This is a genomic window from Microbacterium sp. LMI1x-1-1.1, assembly GCF_040676205.1.
Taxonomy (GTDB): domain Bacteria; phylum Actinomycetota; class Actinomycetes; order Actinomycetales; family Microbacteriaceae; genus Microbacterium; species Microbacterium aquilitoris.
Window position 1 is genome coordinate 989,697 of sequence record NZ_JBEGHM010000001.1, and the last position, 18,201, is coordinate 1,007,897.

The window sequence follows — 18,201 nt, forward strand, 5'->3', positions numbered from 1 at the left end:
GCCCAGTCTGCCAGGGAACGCGGCGACGGCGCCTGCGTGTCGCGGATCCGCACCGGCTGTTCAGGCTGGCAGGCGTCCCGAGTCGGTCGTCATACCCGCTGCGTGCTCGGCCAGTTCGTCGAGCACCGTCCGGAGGGCCGGCGAGTCCGCCATCGTCCGCCGGTGGATCGCCGACACCTCGCGGATCGACTCGGGCGAGACGGTGGGGATCGCGACGAGGTCCGGCCCGAGCGGCGGGCGCCCCAGTCGCGGGACGAGTGCGACGGCGATGCCCGCGCGGGCGATCTCGAGGTGGTTCTCGAACTCCATCGACTCGTGCACGATCCTCGGCGCTCCACCCACGCCGTCGAACAGGCGGCGCAGCCACTGACGGCAGATGGTCGACTCGAACGTCGCGACCCACGGTTCGCCGCCGATCTCCTCGGGCCGCAGTTCGGCACGGGCCGCGAGCGGGTGGTCGCGGTGGAGGATCACATCGGCGACGTCGGTGAACAGTGGAACCTCGACGAGGTGGTCGGGGATCGCGAGAGCCACATTCCCCCAGCGGTGCACGATGCCGAGGTCCCGCTGGCCCGACGCGACGAGGGCGACCGTCTCCCAGGGCTCACTCTCGCGCAGGGGGAGGCGCAGGTCGGGATGCCGCCGGCCGAGGTCCGCCAGCAGAGGCACCATGACGCCGCGCACGACCGTCGAGAAGGCCCCGATACGGATCTCGCCGGCGACCCGGTCGGGTTCACCGGCGCCGTGGAGGTCGGCGCGCACCCGCTCGAGGTCGGCGAGGATCGGCGTCGCCGAGACGACGAGACGCGTCGCGGACTCGGTGAGGACGACACCGCGGCCGACGCGCTCGAGCAGCGGAACGCCGGTGTCGCGTTCGAGGCGCTTGATCTGCTGCGAGACCGCCGACGGGGTGAAGCCGAGCGCCGCGGCCGCGGCGGCGACGCTGCCCTCGGTCGCCACGGCGCGCAGCGAGACGACGGCCTCCAGATCGATCATGAAGCGATGCTACCGATTCTGGGCGTAGAATGATCGCTTGTCCTTCATGGATGCCGTGCGGTCGACTGGTCACGTGACCCGCCGTGACATGCTCCTCGCCGCCCTCGTCGCCTCGCTGTGGGGGCTCAACTTCGTCGTCATCGACTGGGGGATGAGCGGCATCCCGCCCCTGCTGTTCGCCGCGATCCGGTTCGCCGTCGTCGCGCTCGCCGTCCTCGTGGTGCCGAGGCCGCAGACGGGGTGGCGCGTGATCGTCGGGGTCGGCCTGTTCATGAGCCTCGGCCAGTTCGCCCTGCTCTACACGTCGCTCGCGCTCGGGCTGAGCCCCGGGCTCGCTGCGCTCCTCATGCAGGCTCAGGCCGTCTTCACCATCGTGATCGCCGCGATCGCCCTGCGTGAGCGCCCCTCTGCCATGCAGGTCGTCGGCGTGGGTCTCGGCGTCGTCGGCCTCGCGATCGTAGCTCTCTTCCGCGGGGGCGACGCCCCCGTCCTCGCCGTCTGCCTCGCGCTCGCCGCTGCGCTGTCGTGGGCCGTCGGCAACGTCATCTCGCGACGCGCCGGCGTCGTCACCGGTGTCGGCCGCGGCGGCACGCTGTCGCTGACGGTGTGGTCGTCGCTCGTCGTGCCGGTCCCCGCGCTCGCCCTGTCGTTCGTCATCGACGGGCCCGCCGCGATCGGCGCGGGGCTCGCCGCCATCGGCCCGCAGGCCGTGATCTCCACCCTCTACACGGCAGGTCTCTGCACCCTGTTCGCCTACGCCGTCTTCAACGGGCTGCTCGGACGCAATCCGTCGGCGGCCGTCGTGCCGTGGATCCTGCTCGCCCCCGTCGTCGCGATGGCCGCCGCCGCGCTGCTTCTGGGCGAGGCGCCGAGCGTCGGGGAGGTGGTGGGCGGAGCCCTGCTCGTCGCGGGCGTGCTGGTCAGCGGCATCCGTCGTCGTCAGGGTCAGCCGCGGGCGGTCGTGCCCATGGGGGTGCCCACTAGGCTGTCCGCGTGACATCCGAGCCCCCGGCCGCCCCCACCCGTCGCACGTACAGCTTCCTCGGCCCCGCCGGAACCTTCACCGAGGCCGCCCTCGCGCAGGTCCCCGAAGCCCGCGACCAGAACTGGCGTCCCGTCCGCAACGTCGGCGAAGCACTCGCCGATGTCATCGACGGGCGATCGGATGCCGCGATGATCGCCATCGAGAACTCGGTCGACGGCGGCGTCTCGACGACGCAGGACGCCCTTGCGACGGTTCCGGGCCTGCGGATCGTGGGGGAGTACCTCGTCCCCGTCGAGTTCGTGCTGGTCGCGAAGCCGGGCGTCCGGCTCGAGGACGTGTCGGTCGTCGCCGCCCACCCGGTCGCCTACGCGCAGTGCCTCGCGTGGCTGACGGCGACCCTTCCCGAGCACTCGCACATCCCGGCGGCCAGCAACGTCGCAGCGGCCGTCGGCGTCGTCGAGGGCACGATCACCGCGGATGCCGCGATCGCTCCTCCCGGCATCCTGAAGCTCCACGACCTCGAGCTGCTGGCCGACAAGATCGGCGACAACGCCCACGCCGTCACGCGGTTCGTGCTCGTGAGCCGCACCGCGCCGCCGCCCGCGCCGACCGGTGCCGACAAGACGTCGCTCATCGTCGAGCTGCCGGAGGACCACCCGGGTGCCCTGCTCGAGCTTCTCGAGCAGTTCGCGACGCGGGGGATCAACCTGTCGCTGCTCGCGTCGCGCCCCATCGGGGACGAGCTCGGTCGCTACCGATTCGTCATCGACGCCGACGGGCACATCGAGGACGAGCGCATGGCCGATGCCCTCCTCGGGCTCCGGCGCTTCTCGCCCCGCGTGCTGTACCTCGGTTCGTACCCCCGCGCCGACCGCGCGATCGTCCGCTACCCCGAGCGGTACTCCGACGAGGTGTTCGTCGAGGCCCGCGACTGGCTGCGCGGCCTCGTCTCGGGCGAGCCCGGGGCCTGACCCCGCCCGCCCGCGGCGAGAGGCTCAAGCGGCGAGGAGCTCCAGGGTCCGGAGGCGGGACGGCGCGGCGTCCATCGGCTCGGCGTCGGTCGCACCGGCGACGGGCGACACCATGACCTCGTCGACGCCGTGGCGGGCGGCGAACTCGGCGAGGCGCGCACGCACGTCCTGGCCGGTTCCGACGAACCAGCGCGACATCATCGCGTCGAAGACGGGTGCGGCCAGGCCGTCGGATGCCTCAGCCGATGCGGCCTGCTCGACGGTCTCGAGCGCCGTGAGCGGCTTGCCGCCGCGCAGGCGTGCCATCATGCGGGCCTGCGGCAGGGCCGCGGCGCGGGCCTGCTCGTCGGTGTCGGCGACGACGGCATTGGCCGTGACGAAGGTCCGGGGCGCCGACAGCGTCTCGGACGGCTGGAACTGGCCCCGGTACAGGTCGAGCGCGCGCTCGAGCCCGTCGCCCGAGAAGTGGTTGGCGAAGACGTACGGCAGGCCCATCCCGGCCGCCAGCTGCGCGGAGTAGTCGCTCGATCCGAGCAGCCACACCTCGGGCGCGCTCGTCGAGGCGGGCGTCGCGTGCACGTCGTAGGTCCCACCAGAGGTGAACCGCAGCGTCGCACCCTCGGACGAGACGAGCGAGCGGATGTCGGTGACGTGGTTCGGGAAGCGCTCGACGTCGCTCGTGGTGCCCGACTGGCGCAGCAGCTGCGTGATCACCGGGTCGGAGCCGGGCGCCCGTCCGATGCCGAGGTCGATGCGTCCCGGTGCGAGGGCTTCGAGCGCCGCGAACTGCTCGGCGACGACGAGGGGGGAGTGGTTGGGGAGCATGACGCCGCCCGACCCGACCCGGATGCGGCGCGTGCGGGCAGCGGTCGCGGCGATGAGCACGGGCGGCGTCGTCGAGGCGACGGCCGGCATGTTGTGGTGCTCCGCGAACCAGTAGCGCTGATAGCCGAGGTCGTCGGCGCGCTGCGCCAGCGCGATCGAGGCGGTGATCGCCTGGCTGCTGGTCTGTCCCGTGCGGACGGGGACGAGGTCGAGAACGGAAAGGGCCGGGGTCGCAGTGCTCATATCGAGAACTGCAACCCCGGCCGGGGGCGGCGCATTCCGCGCCGCGGTGGACTCAGCGGGCGAGCCGCACCGTCTTCGACGTGCGGCTCGACGATTCGTATCCGCCGAGGCTGCCGGTCACCCGCACCGAGATCGCGTCGCCGCGGTCGGCGGAGGTCACTCGGTAGGTCGCCGCCGTCGCCCCGCGGATCACCGTGCCGTCGTTCAGCCACTGGAACGACAGGCGCGTCCCCTCGGTCCAGGTGCCGGTGCGCGCCGTCAGCGTCGCGCCGACCTTCGCGGCGCCGGTGATCGTCGGGGTCGCCGCCCGCAGAGTGCCCGCGGTGATCTTGACGGTCGCGGCCGACGTCTTCGCGGCCGTCGTGTAGCCGGTCAGTGTTCCCGTGACCCGCACCGAGATGCGAGCCCGCAGGTCGGATGCCGTCAGGCGGTGCGTCGCGGTGACGGCGCCCCTGATCGGCGCACCGTCCCGCATCCACTGGTACGAGAAGGCCGTGCCCTTCGTCCACGTGCCCGGCTTCGCGGTGAGGGTGGAGCCCACGGTCGTGGTGCCGCCGATGGTCGGGGTGCCGACCGTCAGGGTGACGGGTGCCACGGTGACGGTTCGGTCGACGCGGGCGCGGTTGCCGGCGGCATCCTTCACCGTGTACTGGAGGGTGTACGTGCCGAGCTTCTTCGTGTCGACCGTGCCGCGGACCTTCAGCGAAGCCGTCAGGTCGCCGTCGACCTCGTCGCGCGCGGTCACGCCGGCGAGGGCGTCGAACGCCGATCCGAAGCGGACGGTGGTGGATGCCGGGGCGCTGATCACCGGCTTCACGTAGTCCTCGCGCAGGCCCGCCTCGCGGAAGTGCGTCGAGTGCATGCCGAACGAGTCCTTCAGGTGCGGCATCCAGCAGGCGTCGTTGTGACGTCCCTCGGGGTAGACGGCCCACGTGTGGGGCACGCCCTTGTCGGTGAGGATCGTGTTCATCGAGCGCGCGGCGTCGTCGAAGCGGTACTCGTCGAACTCGCACGCGTCGAAGTAGAAGTCGAACTTCTTCAGCTGCTTCGTGGTCATGTCGCCGGCCTGCTTCAGCGGCGTGGGCAGAGCCGAGCCGGAGTAGCTCAGCGAGCCGATGTGCGACGCGATGGAGGAGAACATCCCCGGGTTCGAGAGGCCGAGCGACCAGGCGCCGAAGCCACCCATCGAGACGCCGGTGAGGGCGCGGAAATCGCGGCCTTCGAGGGTGCGGTACTCCTTGTCGACGAGGGGCACCATCTCGGTGAGGAACATGCTGCGCCACGGCGTGCCGCCGTTCGGCTGGTCGGAGTACCAGAGCGATTCGCCGTCGGGCATGATGACGATCGATTCGGCGAGACCCTGCTTCCACAGTCCGTCGAGGACGTCGTCGATGTCGCGCGGCTCCCACTCGCGGCTGCCGCCGTTGATGCCGTGCAGCAGGTAGACGACCGGGTATTCGCGGTTCGGCTCGCTCAGGTAGGACGGGGGCAGGTAGGTCGCGAACTCGCGCGGCTGACCCTCGAGGTCGGAATCCACCGTCTCGCGGAAGAACCGGGAATCGTTGCCGGTCTCGCGGAGCGTGGTCCCGTCGATGTGGAGGAACTGCTGGGATGCCGGCTGGAAGGTGTACGGCTCGCCGTCACGCGTGCCCGTGATCGTCCGGTTGGTGTCGACGACGAGGGCGCCGTCCTCGCCGGTGACGACCTCGACCTCGCTGTCGGTGAGGGTGAGGGAGCCCGACTCCTTCATCCAGTCGCGCAGCTCGCGGGCGCGCCGGTCCTTCGACCGGCCGTCGTGGAAGTAGCTCTTGTCGAGCGTCTTCAGGTACGCGTCGACATCGCCGGCCGCGAGAGCGGTCTTCTGCGCCTCGAGGACATCCGCCACGGCGGCCGACTGCGCGGCCGAGGCGCGGGGCCCGGTGATGCCGTAGACGTTCGCGCGGACGGCATCCTTCGAGTAGATCCCGACGGGTCCTTCGTACCAGCCGCCGCCGCCGTTCATGTCGTACAGGCGCACCGCGAGGGTGTTCTCGCCGCCGAAGTTCGGTGCGTCGGCCGGAACGGGGTAGAGACGCTTCTCGAACCACTGGCTGCTGGCAGCCGGCGGCATCGTGCCCGAGCCGCCGATGCGCTGTCCGTTCAGGAAGGCTTCGTCGACGTCGTCGAGGAACCCGAGCGAGGCGACGAGGTTCGTCCCCGAGGCGTCCGCGGGGAGGGTGAAGTCGAGCCGGTACCAGGCGAAGCCGTCGTAGTCGTCGAAGGGCGTGCCGTCGCGGGGGACGGTGATGTCCTGCCAGGCCGCGTCGTCGAACTCCGGCGACGCGTAGGACGGGTCGTCCCCCTTCGCGAACTTCCAGGTGCCGGCGAGGTCGAGCGAGACGGTCGAACCGGCGGAGGCGGGAGCGTCGCTGGCTGCCGCGACGGCGGTCGCCACCGGCGTCGCCGCCGAAGCGGGAACGGCGATGCAGAGGGATGCCGCGACCGCGGCCACTGCGGTGACGGCGGCCAGGCGCCGCCGCGGAACGTGAGAATGCACGGACTCCTACTTCCTTGTGGGATGCCGGGCGTCTCTGCCCGGCTGTGACTGTGCACGTTCACGGAATCACTGATGAGAATGCTGTGAACGTGCACACAGAGAGTCGCACCGTCACGTCGGCGATGTCAACGCGGTGCGCGCCTCATGCGCATACGTGCACGCCGGTCAGGCGGAGTCGCGCCAGACCACGGGGCAGTCGAGGACACGCCCGCCGTTGCCGGGGTCCTCGCCGCGGAGCTGACGGAGGACGGATTCCGCCGCGGCGCGTCCGAGCTCGTCAGCCGGCTGATGCACGGTGGACAGCGGGGGATCGCAGCGCAACGCCCACGAGCTGTCGTCGAACCCGACGATGCCGACGTCGTCGGGGATGACGCGACCGGCGGCCTGCAGGACGTCCATCGCGCCCGCGGCGACGGCGTCGCTCGAGGCGAAGACGCCGTCGATGTCGGGTGCACGTTCGAGCAGCGCACGCATGCCCGCCTGTCCGTCCGAGTACGAGTACAGCGGCACCGGCTCCACGAGCTGCGGGTCGAAGCGGCTGCCGAGGGCGTCGACGAAACCCGCCAGGCGGTCGGAACCCGAGTCGCGGTCGAGGGCCGACGCGATCATCCCGATCCGCGAGCGACCGGTGTCCATCAGTCGGCGCGTGATCTCGCGTGCCGCGCCCCGGTTGTCGATGGCCACGTAGGCCGCGTCGCCGATGTCGCGCGGGTGGCCGACGAATGCGGCGGGCAGGCCCAGGTCGGCGATCGCCCGTGTGATCGGGTCGCCGACGCGCGCCGAGACGATGATGACGCCGTCGATCAGTCCGCCGCTCAGATAGCGCGCGAGTCGCTCGATGTCGCGGGTGGTGTCGGCGATCATGAACGACAGCTGGTAGTCGGCCTCCGACAGCGCCGCGTTCGCGCCGAGCAGGATCGAGCCGATGTTGGGGTCTTCGACGAAGAGCGAATGCGGCTCGTGGACGATCAGTCCGATGGCCTGCGAGCTCTGCATGACGAGGCTGCGCGCGGCCCGGTTGGGGACGAATCCGACCTTCGCGATCGCAGCTTCGATGGCCTCGCGCGCTTCGTCGGAGACGTACGGCTGCCCGTTGAGAACCCGGCTGACCGTCCCTCGGGAGACACCCGCCTCGTTGGCGACGTCCTTCACGGTCGCACGCCGACGTCGGCCGATGACATCCGTGCGGTCGCTGCTCACGCGTTCATCGTATGTGCACGCACACACTTGCTCACACGCACCGCCCGCGCCGCCCGCCGAGGGTACGGATGCCCGTGATCCCCGGGAGTCCCGGGAACCCAGGCGCCCTGCGGGGTCGTGTTGACATCCGAATCGCGTCTGCCTACTCTGTACACGTTCACAGAGCCTCAACGCGGAGGAACACCGCGCAGACCTGTGCACGTTCACAGGATCTGAGGAGAACATGTCGGCCCCCGCCCGCCCCTTCGCGCACGACGGCATCGCGTTCGGTTGTGACTACAACCCCGAACAATGGACGCCGGACGTCTGGGACGAGGACATCGCGCTGATGCGCGAAGCCGGTGTCGACTTGGTCGCCATCAACATCTTCGGCTGGGCGCACATCGAGCCGCGCGCCGGCGAGCACGACTTCGCCCGTCTCGACGACATCATCGGGCGCCTCCACGCCGCCGGCATCCGGATCAACCTCGGCACCGGCACCGCTTCCACCCCCGCATGGCTGACGACCGCCCACCCCGAGATCCTGCCCGTCGTCGAGGACGGGACGCGCCGCTACCCCGGTGGACGCCAGGCGTGGTGCCCGAGCTCGCCCGTCTACCGCGAGGCCGCCCTCGCCCTCGTCGACGCCGTCGCGGCGCGCTACGGCTCGCACCCGGCCGTCGCGCTCTGGCACGTGTCGAACGAGCTCGGCTGCCACAACGCGCTCTGCCACTGCGACGAGAGCGCCGCGGCCTTCCGCGAGTGGTTGCAGGCGCGCTACGGCACGGTCGCCGAGGTCAACCGCGCATGGGGGACCGCGTTCTGGAGCCAGACCTACTACGAGTGGGACGAGATCCTCACCCCGAAGGCGACGCTCTCCAGCCGCAACCCCGGCCAGGTCCTCGACTACCACCGCTTCAGCAGCGACGCCCTCCTGGCTCACTACCGCGCCGAAGCCGACGCCATCCGTGCGCACAGCGATGTCGCGATCACGACGAACTTCATGGTCACCGCGCACATCGAGAACCTCGACTACTGGTCGTGGGCGGCCGAGATGGACATCATCGCGAACGACCACTACCTCGACCATCGCCTCGGCGACCCCCGGTCCGAGCTCGCCTTCGCCGCCGATCTCTCCCGCGGTCTCGCGCAGGGGTCGCCGTGGCTCCTCATGGAGCACTCGACCGGCGCCGTCAACTGGCAGCCGCTCAACAAGCCCAAGGCTCCGGGCGAGATGATCCGCAACTCGCTCACGCACGTCGCACGCGGCGCCGACGGGGTCTGCTTCTTCCAGTGGCGTGCCTCGGTGCAGGGCAGCGAGAAGTTCCACTCCGCGATGCTTCCCCACGCCGGCACCGACTCCGCCGTCTGGCGCGAGGTCGTCGAGCTCGGCGGCATCGTCGAGCGCCTCGGCGAGGTCGCCGGCTCCCGCGTCGTCTCCGACGTCGCCTTCCTCTTCTCGTGGGAGTCCTGGTGGGCGACCCAGAGCGAGACCCGCCCGAGCCAAGCGTTCGGCTACCTCGACCAGGTGCACGCGGCGCACCGCGCCCTCCACGCGAACGGGCTCACCGTCGACGTGGTGGCCCCGGGCGCCGACCTGTCGGACTACCGCTTCGTCGTCGTCCCGGGCCTTCACCTCATGACCGAAGCGGATGCCGCGGTCCTCACCTCGTGGATCGCCGACGGCGGCACCGCACTCATCACCTTCTCGACGGCGATCGTCGACGAGAACGACCGCGTCTACACCGGCGGCTACGCCGGACCCCTCCGCGAGGCGATCGGCCTCCACATCGAGGAGTTCGCCCCCGTCGCCCCGGAGGCGGCGCTGACCCTGAGTGACGGGTCGACCGCGCGGCTGTGGTCCGAGCGGTCCCGCACCACCACCGCCGAGGTCCAGGCATCCTTCACCGACGGTCCCGCCGCCGGAATGCCGGCGCTCACCCGCAACGCCTCGGGTGAGGGTGCGGCCTGGTACCTCGCGACTCTTCCCAGCGAAGCCGACTACCGTGACCTCGTCGCGCGCCTCGCCGACGAGGCCGGAGTCGCTCCTGCCGCCGTCGTCGAGCCCCGTACGCGCGATCTCGAGATCGTCCGCCGACGCGGCGAGCTCGCGTCCTATCTCTTCGTGATCAATCACGGCGAGACCGACGTCCACGTCGACTCCGACGGTGTGGACCTCGTGACCGGCACGTCCGTCGCCGGTCGCGCCATCGTGCCCGCCGGCGCGGTGCGCATCATCAGAGAGGAGGCGGCCGTATGACCGCCACGGAAGTCCTCGTGACGCGTTCGACGGCGAAGCCGCCGCGCGCGAAGCGGATCCCGCGGGCCAAGACCCCGCACAAGGGGGCGATCGCGGTCTTCCTGGGACCGTTCGGCATCCTCTTCGCCCTCTTCTACCTGCTGCCGATCGGCTACGCCATCTGGCAGTCGCTGCTGGTCGTCCAGCGCGACGGTCTCTACGGCGAGCCCACCGAGGTGTTCGGCGGACTGACGCAGTACATCCAGGTGTTCCAGAACGCGCCGTTCTGGGAGTCGGTCGGCCGGGTGCTGCTGTTCGGCGTCGTGCAGGTGCCGGTCATGCTCGGCCTCGCGCTGCTGTTCGCGCTGCTGCTGGACTCGCCGGTCCTCAAGGGCAAGCGGTTCTTCCGTCTCGCCTTCTTCGCCCCCTACGCCGTTCCCGGCGTCATCGCGGCGATCATGTGGGGCTTCCTGTACTCGCCGAACCTGTCGCCGTTCACCGGCCTCACGAACTCGGTCGACTTCCTCTCGCCCGAGATGGTGCTGTGGTCGATCGCCAACGTCGTGACGTGGGTCTTCGTGGGCTACAACATGCTCATCATCTACTCGGCCCTGCTCGCGATCCCCGCCGAGGTCTACGAGGCCGCGCGCCTCGACGGTGCCGGGCAGGTCCGCATCGCCTGGTCGATCAAGATCCCCATGGTGGCGCCCGCTATCATCCTCACGGCCGTGTTCTCGATCATCGGAACGCTGCAGCTGCTCGCCGAACCTCAGGTGTTCCGTTCGTTCAGCACGGCGGTCTCCTCCACCTTCACGCCGAACATGACGATCTACGCGACCAGCTCGGTGCCGAACCCGTACCTCGCGGCGGCCTTCTCGGTCGTGCTGGCCCTCGCCACGTGCGTCCTGTCGTTCGCGTTCTTGAAGCTCACCCAGCGGAAGGCCGAGCAATGAGCCTCCTCACCCGTACCAACGGCGCCCTGGCGACCGACCTGCCGAAGAGCCGGGGTCCGCGGGAGTCGATCCTCTCGCGCGGCGCGGCCCTGCTCATCATGGGCATCTTCACGCTCTACTTCCTCGTGCCCATCTGGTGGCTGTTCATCGCCTCCTCGAAGGACCGCGGTCAGCTGCTGACGACCAACCCCCTGTGGTTCGCCGACTGGAACCTGTTCGCCAACATCGGCGACCTGATCTCCTACAACAACGGCATCTACTTCCGCTGGCTGCTCAACAGCCTGGGGTACGCGGGTCTCGGCGCTCTGCTGGCGACCGTGTTCGCCGGCATGGCGGGATACGCCCTCGGCAAGTACCGGTTCCGTGGTCGTGAGGCGTTCTTCAACATCGTCCTCGGCGGCGTCCTCGTCCCGGCGACCGCGCTCGCGCTGCCGCTGTTCCTGCTGTTCAGCCAGGTGAATCTGACCAACACGTTCTGGGCGGTCCTCCTGCCGAGCATCGTGAGTCCCTTCGGCGTCTACCTCGCGCGCATCTACGCCTCGTCGTCGGTGCCCGACGAGCTCATCGAGGCCGCGCGCCTCGACGGTTCGGGTGAGGTCCGCACGTTCTTCACGGTTTCGACGCGGCTCATGGCGCCGGCTCTCGTGACGGTGTTCCTCTTCCAGTTCGTGTCCATCTGGAACAACTTCTTCCTGCCGCTGATCATGCTCCGCAGCCAGGACCTGTTCCCGGTCACCTACGGGCTTTACACGTGGAACACGCAGCTCAACCAGATCCCCGAGCTGCGCACCTACGTCCTGGTCGGCGCCTTCCTGTCGATCGTGCCGCTCATCATCGCTTTCCTCTTGCTTCAGCGCTTCTGGCGCAACGGACTCGGCACCGGTTCCGTGAAGTGAGCTCCTGCCGCGGGCGGACCCCTCGGCATCCCTGCAGTACCACCACCTGTCACCCGATCAACGATCAGATTGGAAATCCCATGCAGCACACCAAGAAGGCAGTCGTCGCCGGCGTCGCACTGCTCACTGCGTTCACCCTTGCCGGCTGCGCCGGCGGCAACGGTGGCGGCAGCGGCGACGGGGCAGCAGACCCCGCCGCGTGCGCCCCCTCCGACGGCAAGGTGACCCTCGACTTCACGTCGTGGATCCCGGGCATCGAGGACGCCGCGAAGATGTGGAACGACGAGAACCCCGACATCCAGGTCAAGGTCCAGACGGGCCCCAACGGCAACTCCGGCACGTACGCGAGCTTCTTCAGCCAGCTCGAGGCAGGCAACGCCCCCGACCTCGGCCAGATCGAGTACGACGCGCTGTCGAGCTTCCGCGTGCAGGACGGTCTCGAGGACCTGTCCGCGTGCGAGGACGTCGTCGCCGCGAAGGACGAGTTCATCCCGTGGACCTGGAACCAGGTCACCCTCGGCTCCGACGGCGTCTACGGCATCCCACAGGACTCGGGCCCCATGGCGCTGTTCTACCGCTCGGACCTGTTCGAGCAGAACAACATCGCCGTTCCGACGACGTGGGATGAGTACAAGGAAGCCGCCAAGGAGGTCCGCAAGACCGGTGGTTACATCACCAACTTCTCGACCGCCGACATCAACCAGTTCGCCGGCCTCGTTTGGCAGACCGGTGGCGACTGGTTCGCCAACGACGGCCAGGAGTGGAAGGTGAACCTGACGGGCGACGAGTCCAAGAAGGTTGCCGACTACTGGCAGGACCTGATCGACGAGGACCTCGTGTCCACCTACCCGGCCTGGACCGAGGAGTGGAACAACGCCTACAACTCGGGCAAGGTATGGAGCTGGAACTCGGCCGTGTGGGGCGCCAACTCCATCTCGTCCGGTGCTCCTGACACCGCCGGCAAGTGGTCGGTCGCTCCCTCTCCGCAGTGGGCTGCAGGCGAGAAGGCCTCCGGTAACTGGGGCGGTTCGTCCGTCGCCGTCTTCAAGGGCACCGAGCACCCGTACGAGGCTGCGAAGTTCGCGCTGTGGCTGAACACGTCCGAAGAGGCGCTCACGGCTCTCAACAAGTCGGCGAACATCTACCCCGCCACCACCGAGGGTCTGAAGCTCCCCTCGCTGCAGGAGGGTGTGGAGTTCTACGGCGGACAGAAGATCTACGACGTCTTCGCCCAGGCTGCCTCCGAGGTCAACCCCGACTTCGTGTGGGGCCCGACCATGACGCAGACGTACGCCGACGTGTCCGACGGCTTCCAGAAGGCCGCCAGCGGCCAGGGAACGCTGCTCGAGGCGCTCGAGTCCGCGCAGACCAAGACGGTCGACGCCCTCAAGGCGCAGTCCATCCCCGTCTCCGAGTGATCACTCCCTGACACCCGTCATTCACTGACACCACGCATCCGCGCCGCGGGTCGGGCCTCCGGGCTCCGATCCGCGGCGCGGTCGTGTGTGCGAGGGATCACTCCTGTCGCGAGACCTGCTTGACCTTCTCGTAGGCGGCGAGCGCGTTCTGCCGCGTCGCCTTCAGATCGACCATCGGCATGGGCGGCTGGCCGTCGGCATCCGTGTACTCGGGGGCCCACCGCCCGATGTACTCGCGGGTCTTGTCGAACTTGTCGGCCTGCAGTTCGGGGTTGAAGACGCGGAAGTACGGTGCGGCGTCCGCGCCGGAGCCGGCGACCCACTGCCAGTTGAACGTGTTGCTCGCCCCGTCGGCGTCGACGAGGCAGTCCCAGAACCACTCCTCGCCGCGGCGCCAGTCGATCATCAGGTTCTTGATGAGGAAGGATGCTGTGATCATCCGCACGCGGTTGTGCATGTAGCCGGTCTCCCAGAGCTCCCGCATGCCGGCATCCACCATCGCGTACCCCGTCTGCCCCTTCTGCCAGGCACGGAGGGCGCTCGGCTTGAGACGCGGCCAGGGGAAGGCGTCGAACTCCGGCCGCAGGTTCTTCGTCGCGAGATCGGGGAAGTGGTACAGCGTGTGCCAGGCGAACTCGCGCCACCCGATCTCGGAGAGGAAGCCCGAGGCGCCCGGGGTCTCGACGGCGGCGTGCCACACCGTGTGCGGGCTCAGCTCGCCCCAGCGCAGCCGCGGCGACAGCAGCGAGGTCGCTCCCGCCGAGGGACGGTCCCTCGCGTCGTCATAGTGGCCCAGGTCCTCGTCGAGGAACTCCCTCAGCCGCGCCTGCGCCGCGGGTTCGCCCGGCTCCCACGTGTCGCGAAGGCCCTGCGCCCAGTCGGGCTCGGTCGGCAACAGGTCCCAGTCGTCCAGGTCGTCCGAGGCGGGATACCGCGACGGACCGGGGACCTCGCGCGGCTCGGGCAGAGGAGCGCGCGGCGCCGGCTGCGCGAGGCACGCGCGCCAGAACGGGCTGTAGACCGAGAAGTGCTTCCCCGCTCCGGTCGTGATGGTCCACGGCTCGAAGAGGACGGATGCCGCGAACGACGCGACCTCCACGTCGCCGTCCCGCAGGTCCGACTTGAGCGCCGCGTCGATCTCGCGCTCGGGTCCGCCGTAGCGGCGGTTCCAGAAGACCGCCCCCGCACCGGCATCCTCCACCGCCGCGCGGACGACCCGGTGAGCCGGGCCACGGCGAAGGATGAGGCGGGAGCCGCGCTCGGCGAGACGCTCGGCGAGGGAGGCGAGCGAATGGTGCAGCCACCAGCGTGCCGCGCCGCCGAGCGGACGGATGCCGTCGCTCTCCTCATCGAGCACGTAGAGCCCGATCACCGGCTCGCCCCTGTCGAGGGCGGCACGGAGGGCCGGGTGATCGGCGAGGCGGAGGTCGTCGCGGAACCAGACGATCGAAGGGGACGGCATCCCCTCATCCTGGCCGTCGGCGCCGGGCGATGCCGCCCCTTGCAATCCGGCGCCGGATCGCTCAGGGGGCCGGCTCAGACGGCGTCGACCGAGTGCCCGCGGGGGATGGCGAGGGTCAGCCCGCCGGCCACGACGCGCACCGCGATCCGCGTCGCCTCGCCGAATTCGTCGCCGTCGAGCTGCACGGGGTGCGCTTCTTCGGCGGCGAGGTCGATGCCCTTGCCACGCGAATACCGGACGGAGTTGTCGGCCGTCCGGACGGCGAGGATCTTGCGTCCGGCGCGGAACTTCCGCAGCACGCTGTTGTCCCACGCGAGGCGTCGCCAGACCAGCAGCCACCCCAGGGCCGTTCGCGGCTGCAGGATGGCGACGTCGAGCTCGCCGTCGGTGATGGATGCCTCGGGGATGAGCTCGAGCCCCGCCTGAAGCGAGCCGCAGTTGGCGAACAGGACGCTCTGCACGTCCGCGCGGTGGATGCGGTGACCCGGCACCTGGTAGACGACGGGGAACGGCTTGGCCTGCGCGATGGAGCGGGCCGCGCCGTCGACGTAGGCCACCCAGCCGACTTTCTTCTTGAGGTCGCTGTTCGTGTTCGCGATCATGGCGGCGTCGAGCCCCATGCCGCCCATCACGACGAACGCGTGCTCGGTGGTCTCGCCCTCGGGCCGCCGCAGCTGGGCGAGACCCACGTCGATCGCGAGGGTGTCGCCGTCGAAGGTCGCGGCGATCATGGCCGACGGGTCGGTGAGGGGGAGTCGCAGGTTGCGGGCGAGCAGGTTGCCGGTACCGCTCGGGACGATCGTGAGGGGCACGCTCGAACCGGTCATGGCCTCGCTGACGGCACGGACGGTGCCGTCGCCTCCGGCGACCAGGACCGCGTCGACTCCTTCCGACAGAGCCTGACGTGCGACGTCATCGCCGAGGTCGTCGACCGTGGTCTCGTAGAAAAGGGGCTCGGACCAGCCGGCATCCTTCGCCGCCTGCGCCACCTGCTCACGGAGCTGATCACCGTCGACCTTGATCGGGTTGTAGACCAGCGCCGCCTTGGGGCTCGGGCGGCCGTCGACATCGGGCATCGGCTCGGTCGACCCGCTCCGGTCGACGCGACGCGCCTCTCCGGTGTCGCCGTCCTGCGTGTCGGGTGCGACGTCGTCGGGCTCGCGGATCACGCCGTCGGGTTCGGCCGCGGTCGCCGGATCGTGCGCGTCGTCGGAGCGGTGCGTCGTGCCGGGGTCGGTCGCCATGCGTACAGGATAGGGCCCCGCATCCGTCTGGCAGGGCCCCCTTGCGCTCGCGCGTTCCCCGCACCAGGGCTGGGCCCGCGGGGGCCGCGACTAGACTCGTCGGGTGATCGATCTCGCCCTCCTCCGTGACGCCCCTGACCTCGTGAAGCGCTCGCAGGAAGCCCGCGGCGAGTCGCCCGACAGCGTCGACGACGCCCTCGCCGCCGACAAGGAGCGCCGCACGGCGATCACCACCTTCGAGGAGCTCCGCGCCGAGCAGAACGCGCACGGCAAGCGTGTCGCGAAGGCGCCGAAGGACGAGAAGGCCGCACTGGTCGCCGAGGCGAAGGACCTCAGCGAGCGGGTGAAGGCCGCGCAGCAGGCCGTGACCGTGGCAGAGGATGCCGCGTCCGCCGCGCTCGCGCGCATCGAGAACATCGTCATCGACGGCGTCCCGGCCGGTGGTGAGGACGACTTCGTCACCCTCCGCACGCACGGCGAGCCGGTCTCCTTCGACTTCGAGCCGCGCGACCACCTCGCCCTCGGCGAGATGCTCGGCGCGATCGACACCGAGCGCGGTGCCAAGGTTTCGGGTGCGCGCTTCACCTTCCTCACCGGCATCGGCGCGCGCCTCGAGCTCGCGATCATGAACCTCGGGATGCAGCGGGCCCTCGACGCCGGCTTCATCCCGGTCATCCCGCCGACCCTGGTCCGCGCCGAGGTCATGCGCGGCACCGGTTTCCTCGGTCAGCACGCCGACGAGGTCTATCGACTCGATGACGACGACCTCTACCTCGTCGGCACGAGCGAGGTGCCCCTCGCCGGGTACCACATGGACGAGATCCTCGACCTCGAGCGCGGCGCGAAGCGCTACGCGGGCTGGTCGACCTGCTACCGACGCGAGGCCGGGTCGTACGGCAAGGACACCCGCGGCATCATCCGGCTGCACCAGTTCAACAAGCTCGAGATGTTCGTCTACACGACGCCCGAGGATGCCGAGGCGGAGCACCTGCGCCTCGTCGAGATGCAGGAGCGGATGCTGCAGGACCTCGGCCTCTCGTACCGGGTCATCGACGTCGCCGCCGGCGATCTGGGCTCGTCCGCCGCCCGCAAGTACGACGTGGAGGCGTGGGTCCCGACCCAGGGCGCGTACCGCGAGCTCACGTCGACGTCGAACTGCACGACGTATCAGGCCCGTCGCCTCGACATCCGTCACCGTCCGGAGGGCGGTCGCACCGCTCCCGTCGCGACGCTGAACGGCACGCTCGCCACGACCCGCTGGATCGTCGCGCTGCTCGAGACGCACCAGCGCGAAGACGGCTCGGTCGTCATCCCCGAGGTCCTCCGCCCGTACCTGGGCGGCCTCGAGGTGGCGGAGCCGATCGCGTGACCCTGTCTGCAGACGAGGCGGCCGAGGTCGTCGAGGAGATCGCGACGGATGCCGCCGAGCCCCCGCGCGAGCGGTTGCTCATCGCCCTCGACGTCGACGGCACGATCCTGCTCGAGGACGAGACCTACAGCCCCGGCGTCGTCGACGCGATCGCCGATGCGCAGCGCGCCGGGCACGAGGTCATGCTCGCGACGGGGAGGTCGTGGGAGAGCACGGGCAGGATCATCGAGCGCCTGGCGATCACGCCCGAGTATGTCGTCTGCTCCAACGGTGCGGTGATCCTGAAGCGCACGGGGTCCACCGACTCACCCGTGTACGACCGGTTCCACACCGAGCAGTTCGACGCCACCGAGGTGCTCACGCTTCTGCGCGACCACCTGCCGACGGCGCGCTACATGGTCGAGCTTCCCAGCGGTCGCCGCCTGTTCACGCACCACATGGATGACTGGAACCTCGCGAACGCCGACCGGGTGAGCTTCGAGGAGCTCTCGGCCGACCCCGTCTCGCGTGTCGTCGTCGTGTCGGAGCAGGACACCGATGAGGACTTCGTCGAGTTGGTCGCGCGCATCGGCCTCAACAAGGTCTCGTATGCCGTCGGCTGGTCGGCCTGGCTCGACATCGCCCCGCAGGGCGTCGACAAGGCGACCGGTCTCGAGCTCGTCCGCGGCTGGCTGGGCATCGAGCCCCAGAACGTCGTCGTCATCGGCGACGGGCGCAACGACATCGGCATGTTCCGGTGGGCGCGGGCCCATGGCGGACGCGCGATCGCGATGGGCCAAGGCCCCGAAGAGGTGCTGTCCGAGGCGTCGGAGCTCACGGCATCCGTCACCGAGGGCGGCGTCACGGCGGTGCTGAAGGCCCTCTGACCTGGCCGTTCAGGCGTCC

Annotated in this window: 14 protein-coding genes; 8 read left to right on the top strand and 6 right to left on the bottom strand. The window is 70.0% G+C overall.

Features of this window, described 5'->3' with window-relative positions:
- Positions 1–60: 60 nt before the first annotated feature.
- On the bottom strand, positions 61–996 hold the full coding sequence (locus MRBLMI1x_RS04775) for a LysR family transcriptional regulator (RefSeq protein ID WP_018185594.1): 936 nt from the start codon (positions 994–996) through the stop codon (positions 61–63).
- A gap of 73 nt (positions 997–1,069) precedes the next feature.
- On the opposite strand from MRBLMI1x_RS04775, the gene MRBLMI1x_RS04780 reads away from it, so the two are divergent.
- Both MRBLMI1x_RS04780 and pheA read left to right on the top strand, forming a co-directional pair.
- Positions 1,070–1,993, top strand: coding sequence for an EamA family transporter (locus MRBLMI1x_RS04780; protein WP_363456642.1), 924 nt, complete (start codon positions 1,070–1,072; stop codon positions 1,991–1,993).
- Positions 1,990–2,952, top strand: coding sequence for a prephenate dehydratase (gene pheA / locus MRBLMI1x_RS04785; protein ID WP_363456645.1), 963 nt, complete (start codon positions 1,990–1,992; stop codon positions 2,950–2,952). The genes MRBLMI1x_RS04780 and pheA overlap by 4 nt, the downstream gene beginning before the upstream one ends.
- 24 nt (positions 2,953–2,976) lie before the next feature.
- Here pheA and MRBLMI1x_RS04790 read toward each other — a convergent pair whose 3' ends face one another.
- The 3 genes from MRBLMI1x_RS04790 to MRBLMI1x_RS04800 form a co-directional block, all read right to left on the bottom strand.
- On the bottom strand, positions 2,977–4,020 hold the full coding sequence (locus MRBLMI1x_RS04790) for an LLM class flavin-dependent oxidoreductase (RefSeq protein WP_363456648.1): 1,044 nt from the start codon (positions 4,018–4,020) through the stop codon (positions 2,977–2,979).
- Positions 4,021–4,072: 52 nt separating this feature from the next.
- A complete protein-coding gene (locus MRBLMI1x_RS04795) occupies positions 4,073–6,556 on the bottom strand; it encodes an alpha/beta hydrolase-fold protein (protein WP_363456651.1) in 2,484 nt (827 codons plus the stop codon).
- 165 nt (positions 6,557–6,721) lie between these two features.
- Positions 6,722–7,756, bottom strand: a complete 1,035-nt coding sequence (locus MRBLMI1x_RS04800; protein WP_018185590.1) for a LacI family DNA-binding transcriptional regulator — start codon at positions 7,754–7,756, stop codon at positions 6,722–6,724.
- Between the two features lie 223 nt (positions 7,757–7,979).
- On the opposite strand from MRBLMI1x_RS04800, the gene MRBLMI1x_RS04805 reads away from it, so the two are divergent.
- The 4 genes from MRBLMI1x_RS04805 (at position 7,980) to MRBLMI1x_RS04820 (ending at position 13,241) form a co-directional block, all read left to right on the top strand.
- The gene (locus tag MRBLMI1x_RS04805; RefSeq protein ID WP_311868983.1) at positions 7,980–9,995 is read left to right on the top strand and encodes a beta-galactosidase; all 2,016 of its coding nucleotides are present in this window, start codon (positions 7,980–7,982) and stop codon (positions 9,993–9,995) included.
- Positions 9,992–10,927, top strand: coding sequence for a carbohydrate ABC transporter permease (locus MRBLMI1x_RS04810; RefSeq protein ID WP_018185588.1), 936 nt, complete (start codon positions 9,992–9,994; stop codon positions 10,925–10,927). The genes MRBLMI1x_RS04805 and MRBLMI1x_RS04810 overlap by 4 nt, the downstream gene beginning before the upstream one ends.
- Positions 10,924–11,823, top strand: a complete 900-nt coding sequence (locus tag MRBLMI1x_RS04815; RefSeq protein WP_018185587.1) for a carbohydrate ABC transporter permease — start codon at positions 10,924–10,926, stop codon at positions 11,821–11,823. Before MRBLMI1x_RS04810 ends, MRBLMI1x_RS04815 begins: the two co-directional genes overlap by 4 nt.
- Before the next feature lie 80 nt (positions 11,824–11,903).
- Positions 11,904–13,241 carry an ABC transporter substrate-binding protein gene (locus tag MRBLMI1x_RS04820; protein ID WP_311868985.1) on the top strand — a complete coding sequence of 446 codons (1,338 nt, stop codon included), beginning with the start codon at positions 11,904–11,906 and terminating at the stop codon, positions 13,239–13,241.
- A gap of 97 nt (positions 13,242–13,338) precedes the next feature.
- Here MRBLMI1x_RS04820 and MRBLMI1x_RS04825 read toward each other — a convergent pair whose 3' ends face one another.
- Positions 13,339–14,703: a cryptochrome/photolyase family protein gene (locus tag MRBLMI1x_RS04825; protein WP_363456659.1), complete on the bottom strand. Its 1,365-nt coding sequence runs from the start codon at positions 14,701–14,703 to the stop codon at positions 13,339–13,341.
- A gap of 74 nt (positions 14,704–14,777) precedes the next feature.
- Positions 14,778–15,947 (bottom strand): diacylglycerol/lipid kinase family protein, encoded by a 1,170-nt coding sequence (locus tag MRBLMI1x_RS04830; RefSeq protein ID WP_018185584.1) that lies wholly within the window; start codon positions 15,945–15,947, stop codon positions 14,778–14,780.
- Between the two features lie 103 nt (positions 15,948–16,050).
- Here MRBLMI1x_RS04830 and serS point away from each other — a divergent pair, with 103 nt between their 5' ends.
- Complete coding sequence (serS, locus tag MRBLMI1x_RS04835; RefSeq protein ID WP_363456664.1) at positions 16,051–17,316, top strand: serine--tRNA ligase; 1,266 nt, start codon at positions 16,051–16,053, stop codon at positions 17,314–17,316.
- Positions 17,313–18,182, top strand: coding sequence for an HAD-IIB family hydrolase (locus tag MRBLMI1x_RS04840; RefSeq protein WP_363456667.1), 870 nt, complete (start codon positions 17,313–17,315; stop codon positions 18,180–18,182). Before serS ends, MRBLMI1x_RS04840 begins: the two co-directional genes overlap by 4 nt.
- The last annotated feature ends 19 nt before the right edge of the window (positions 18,183–18,201 follow it).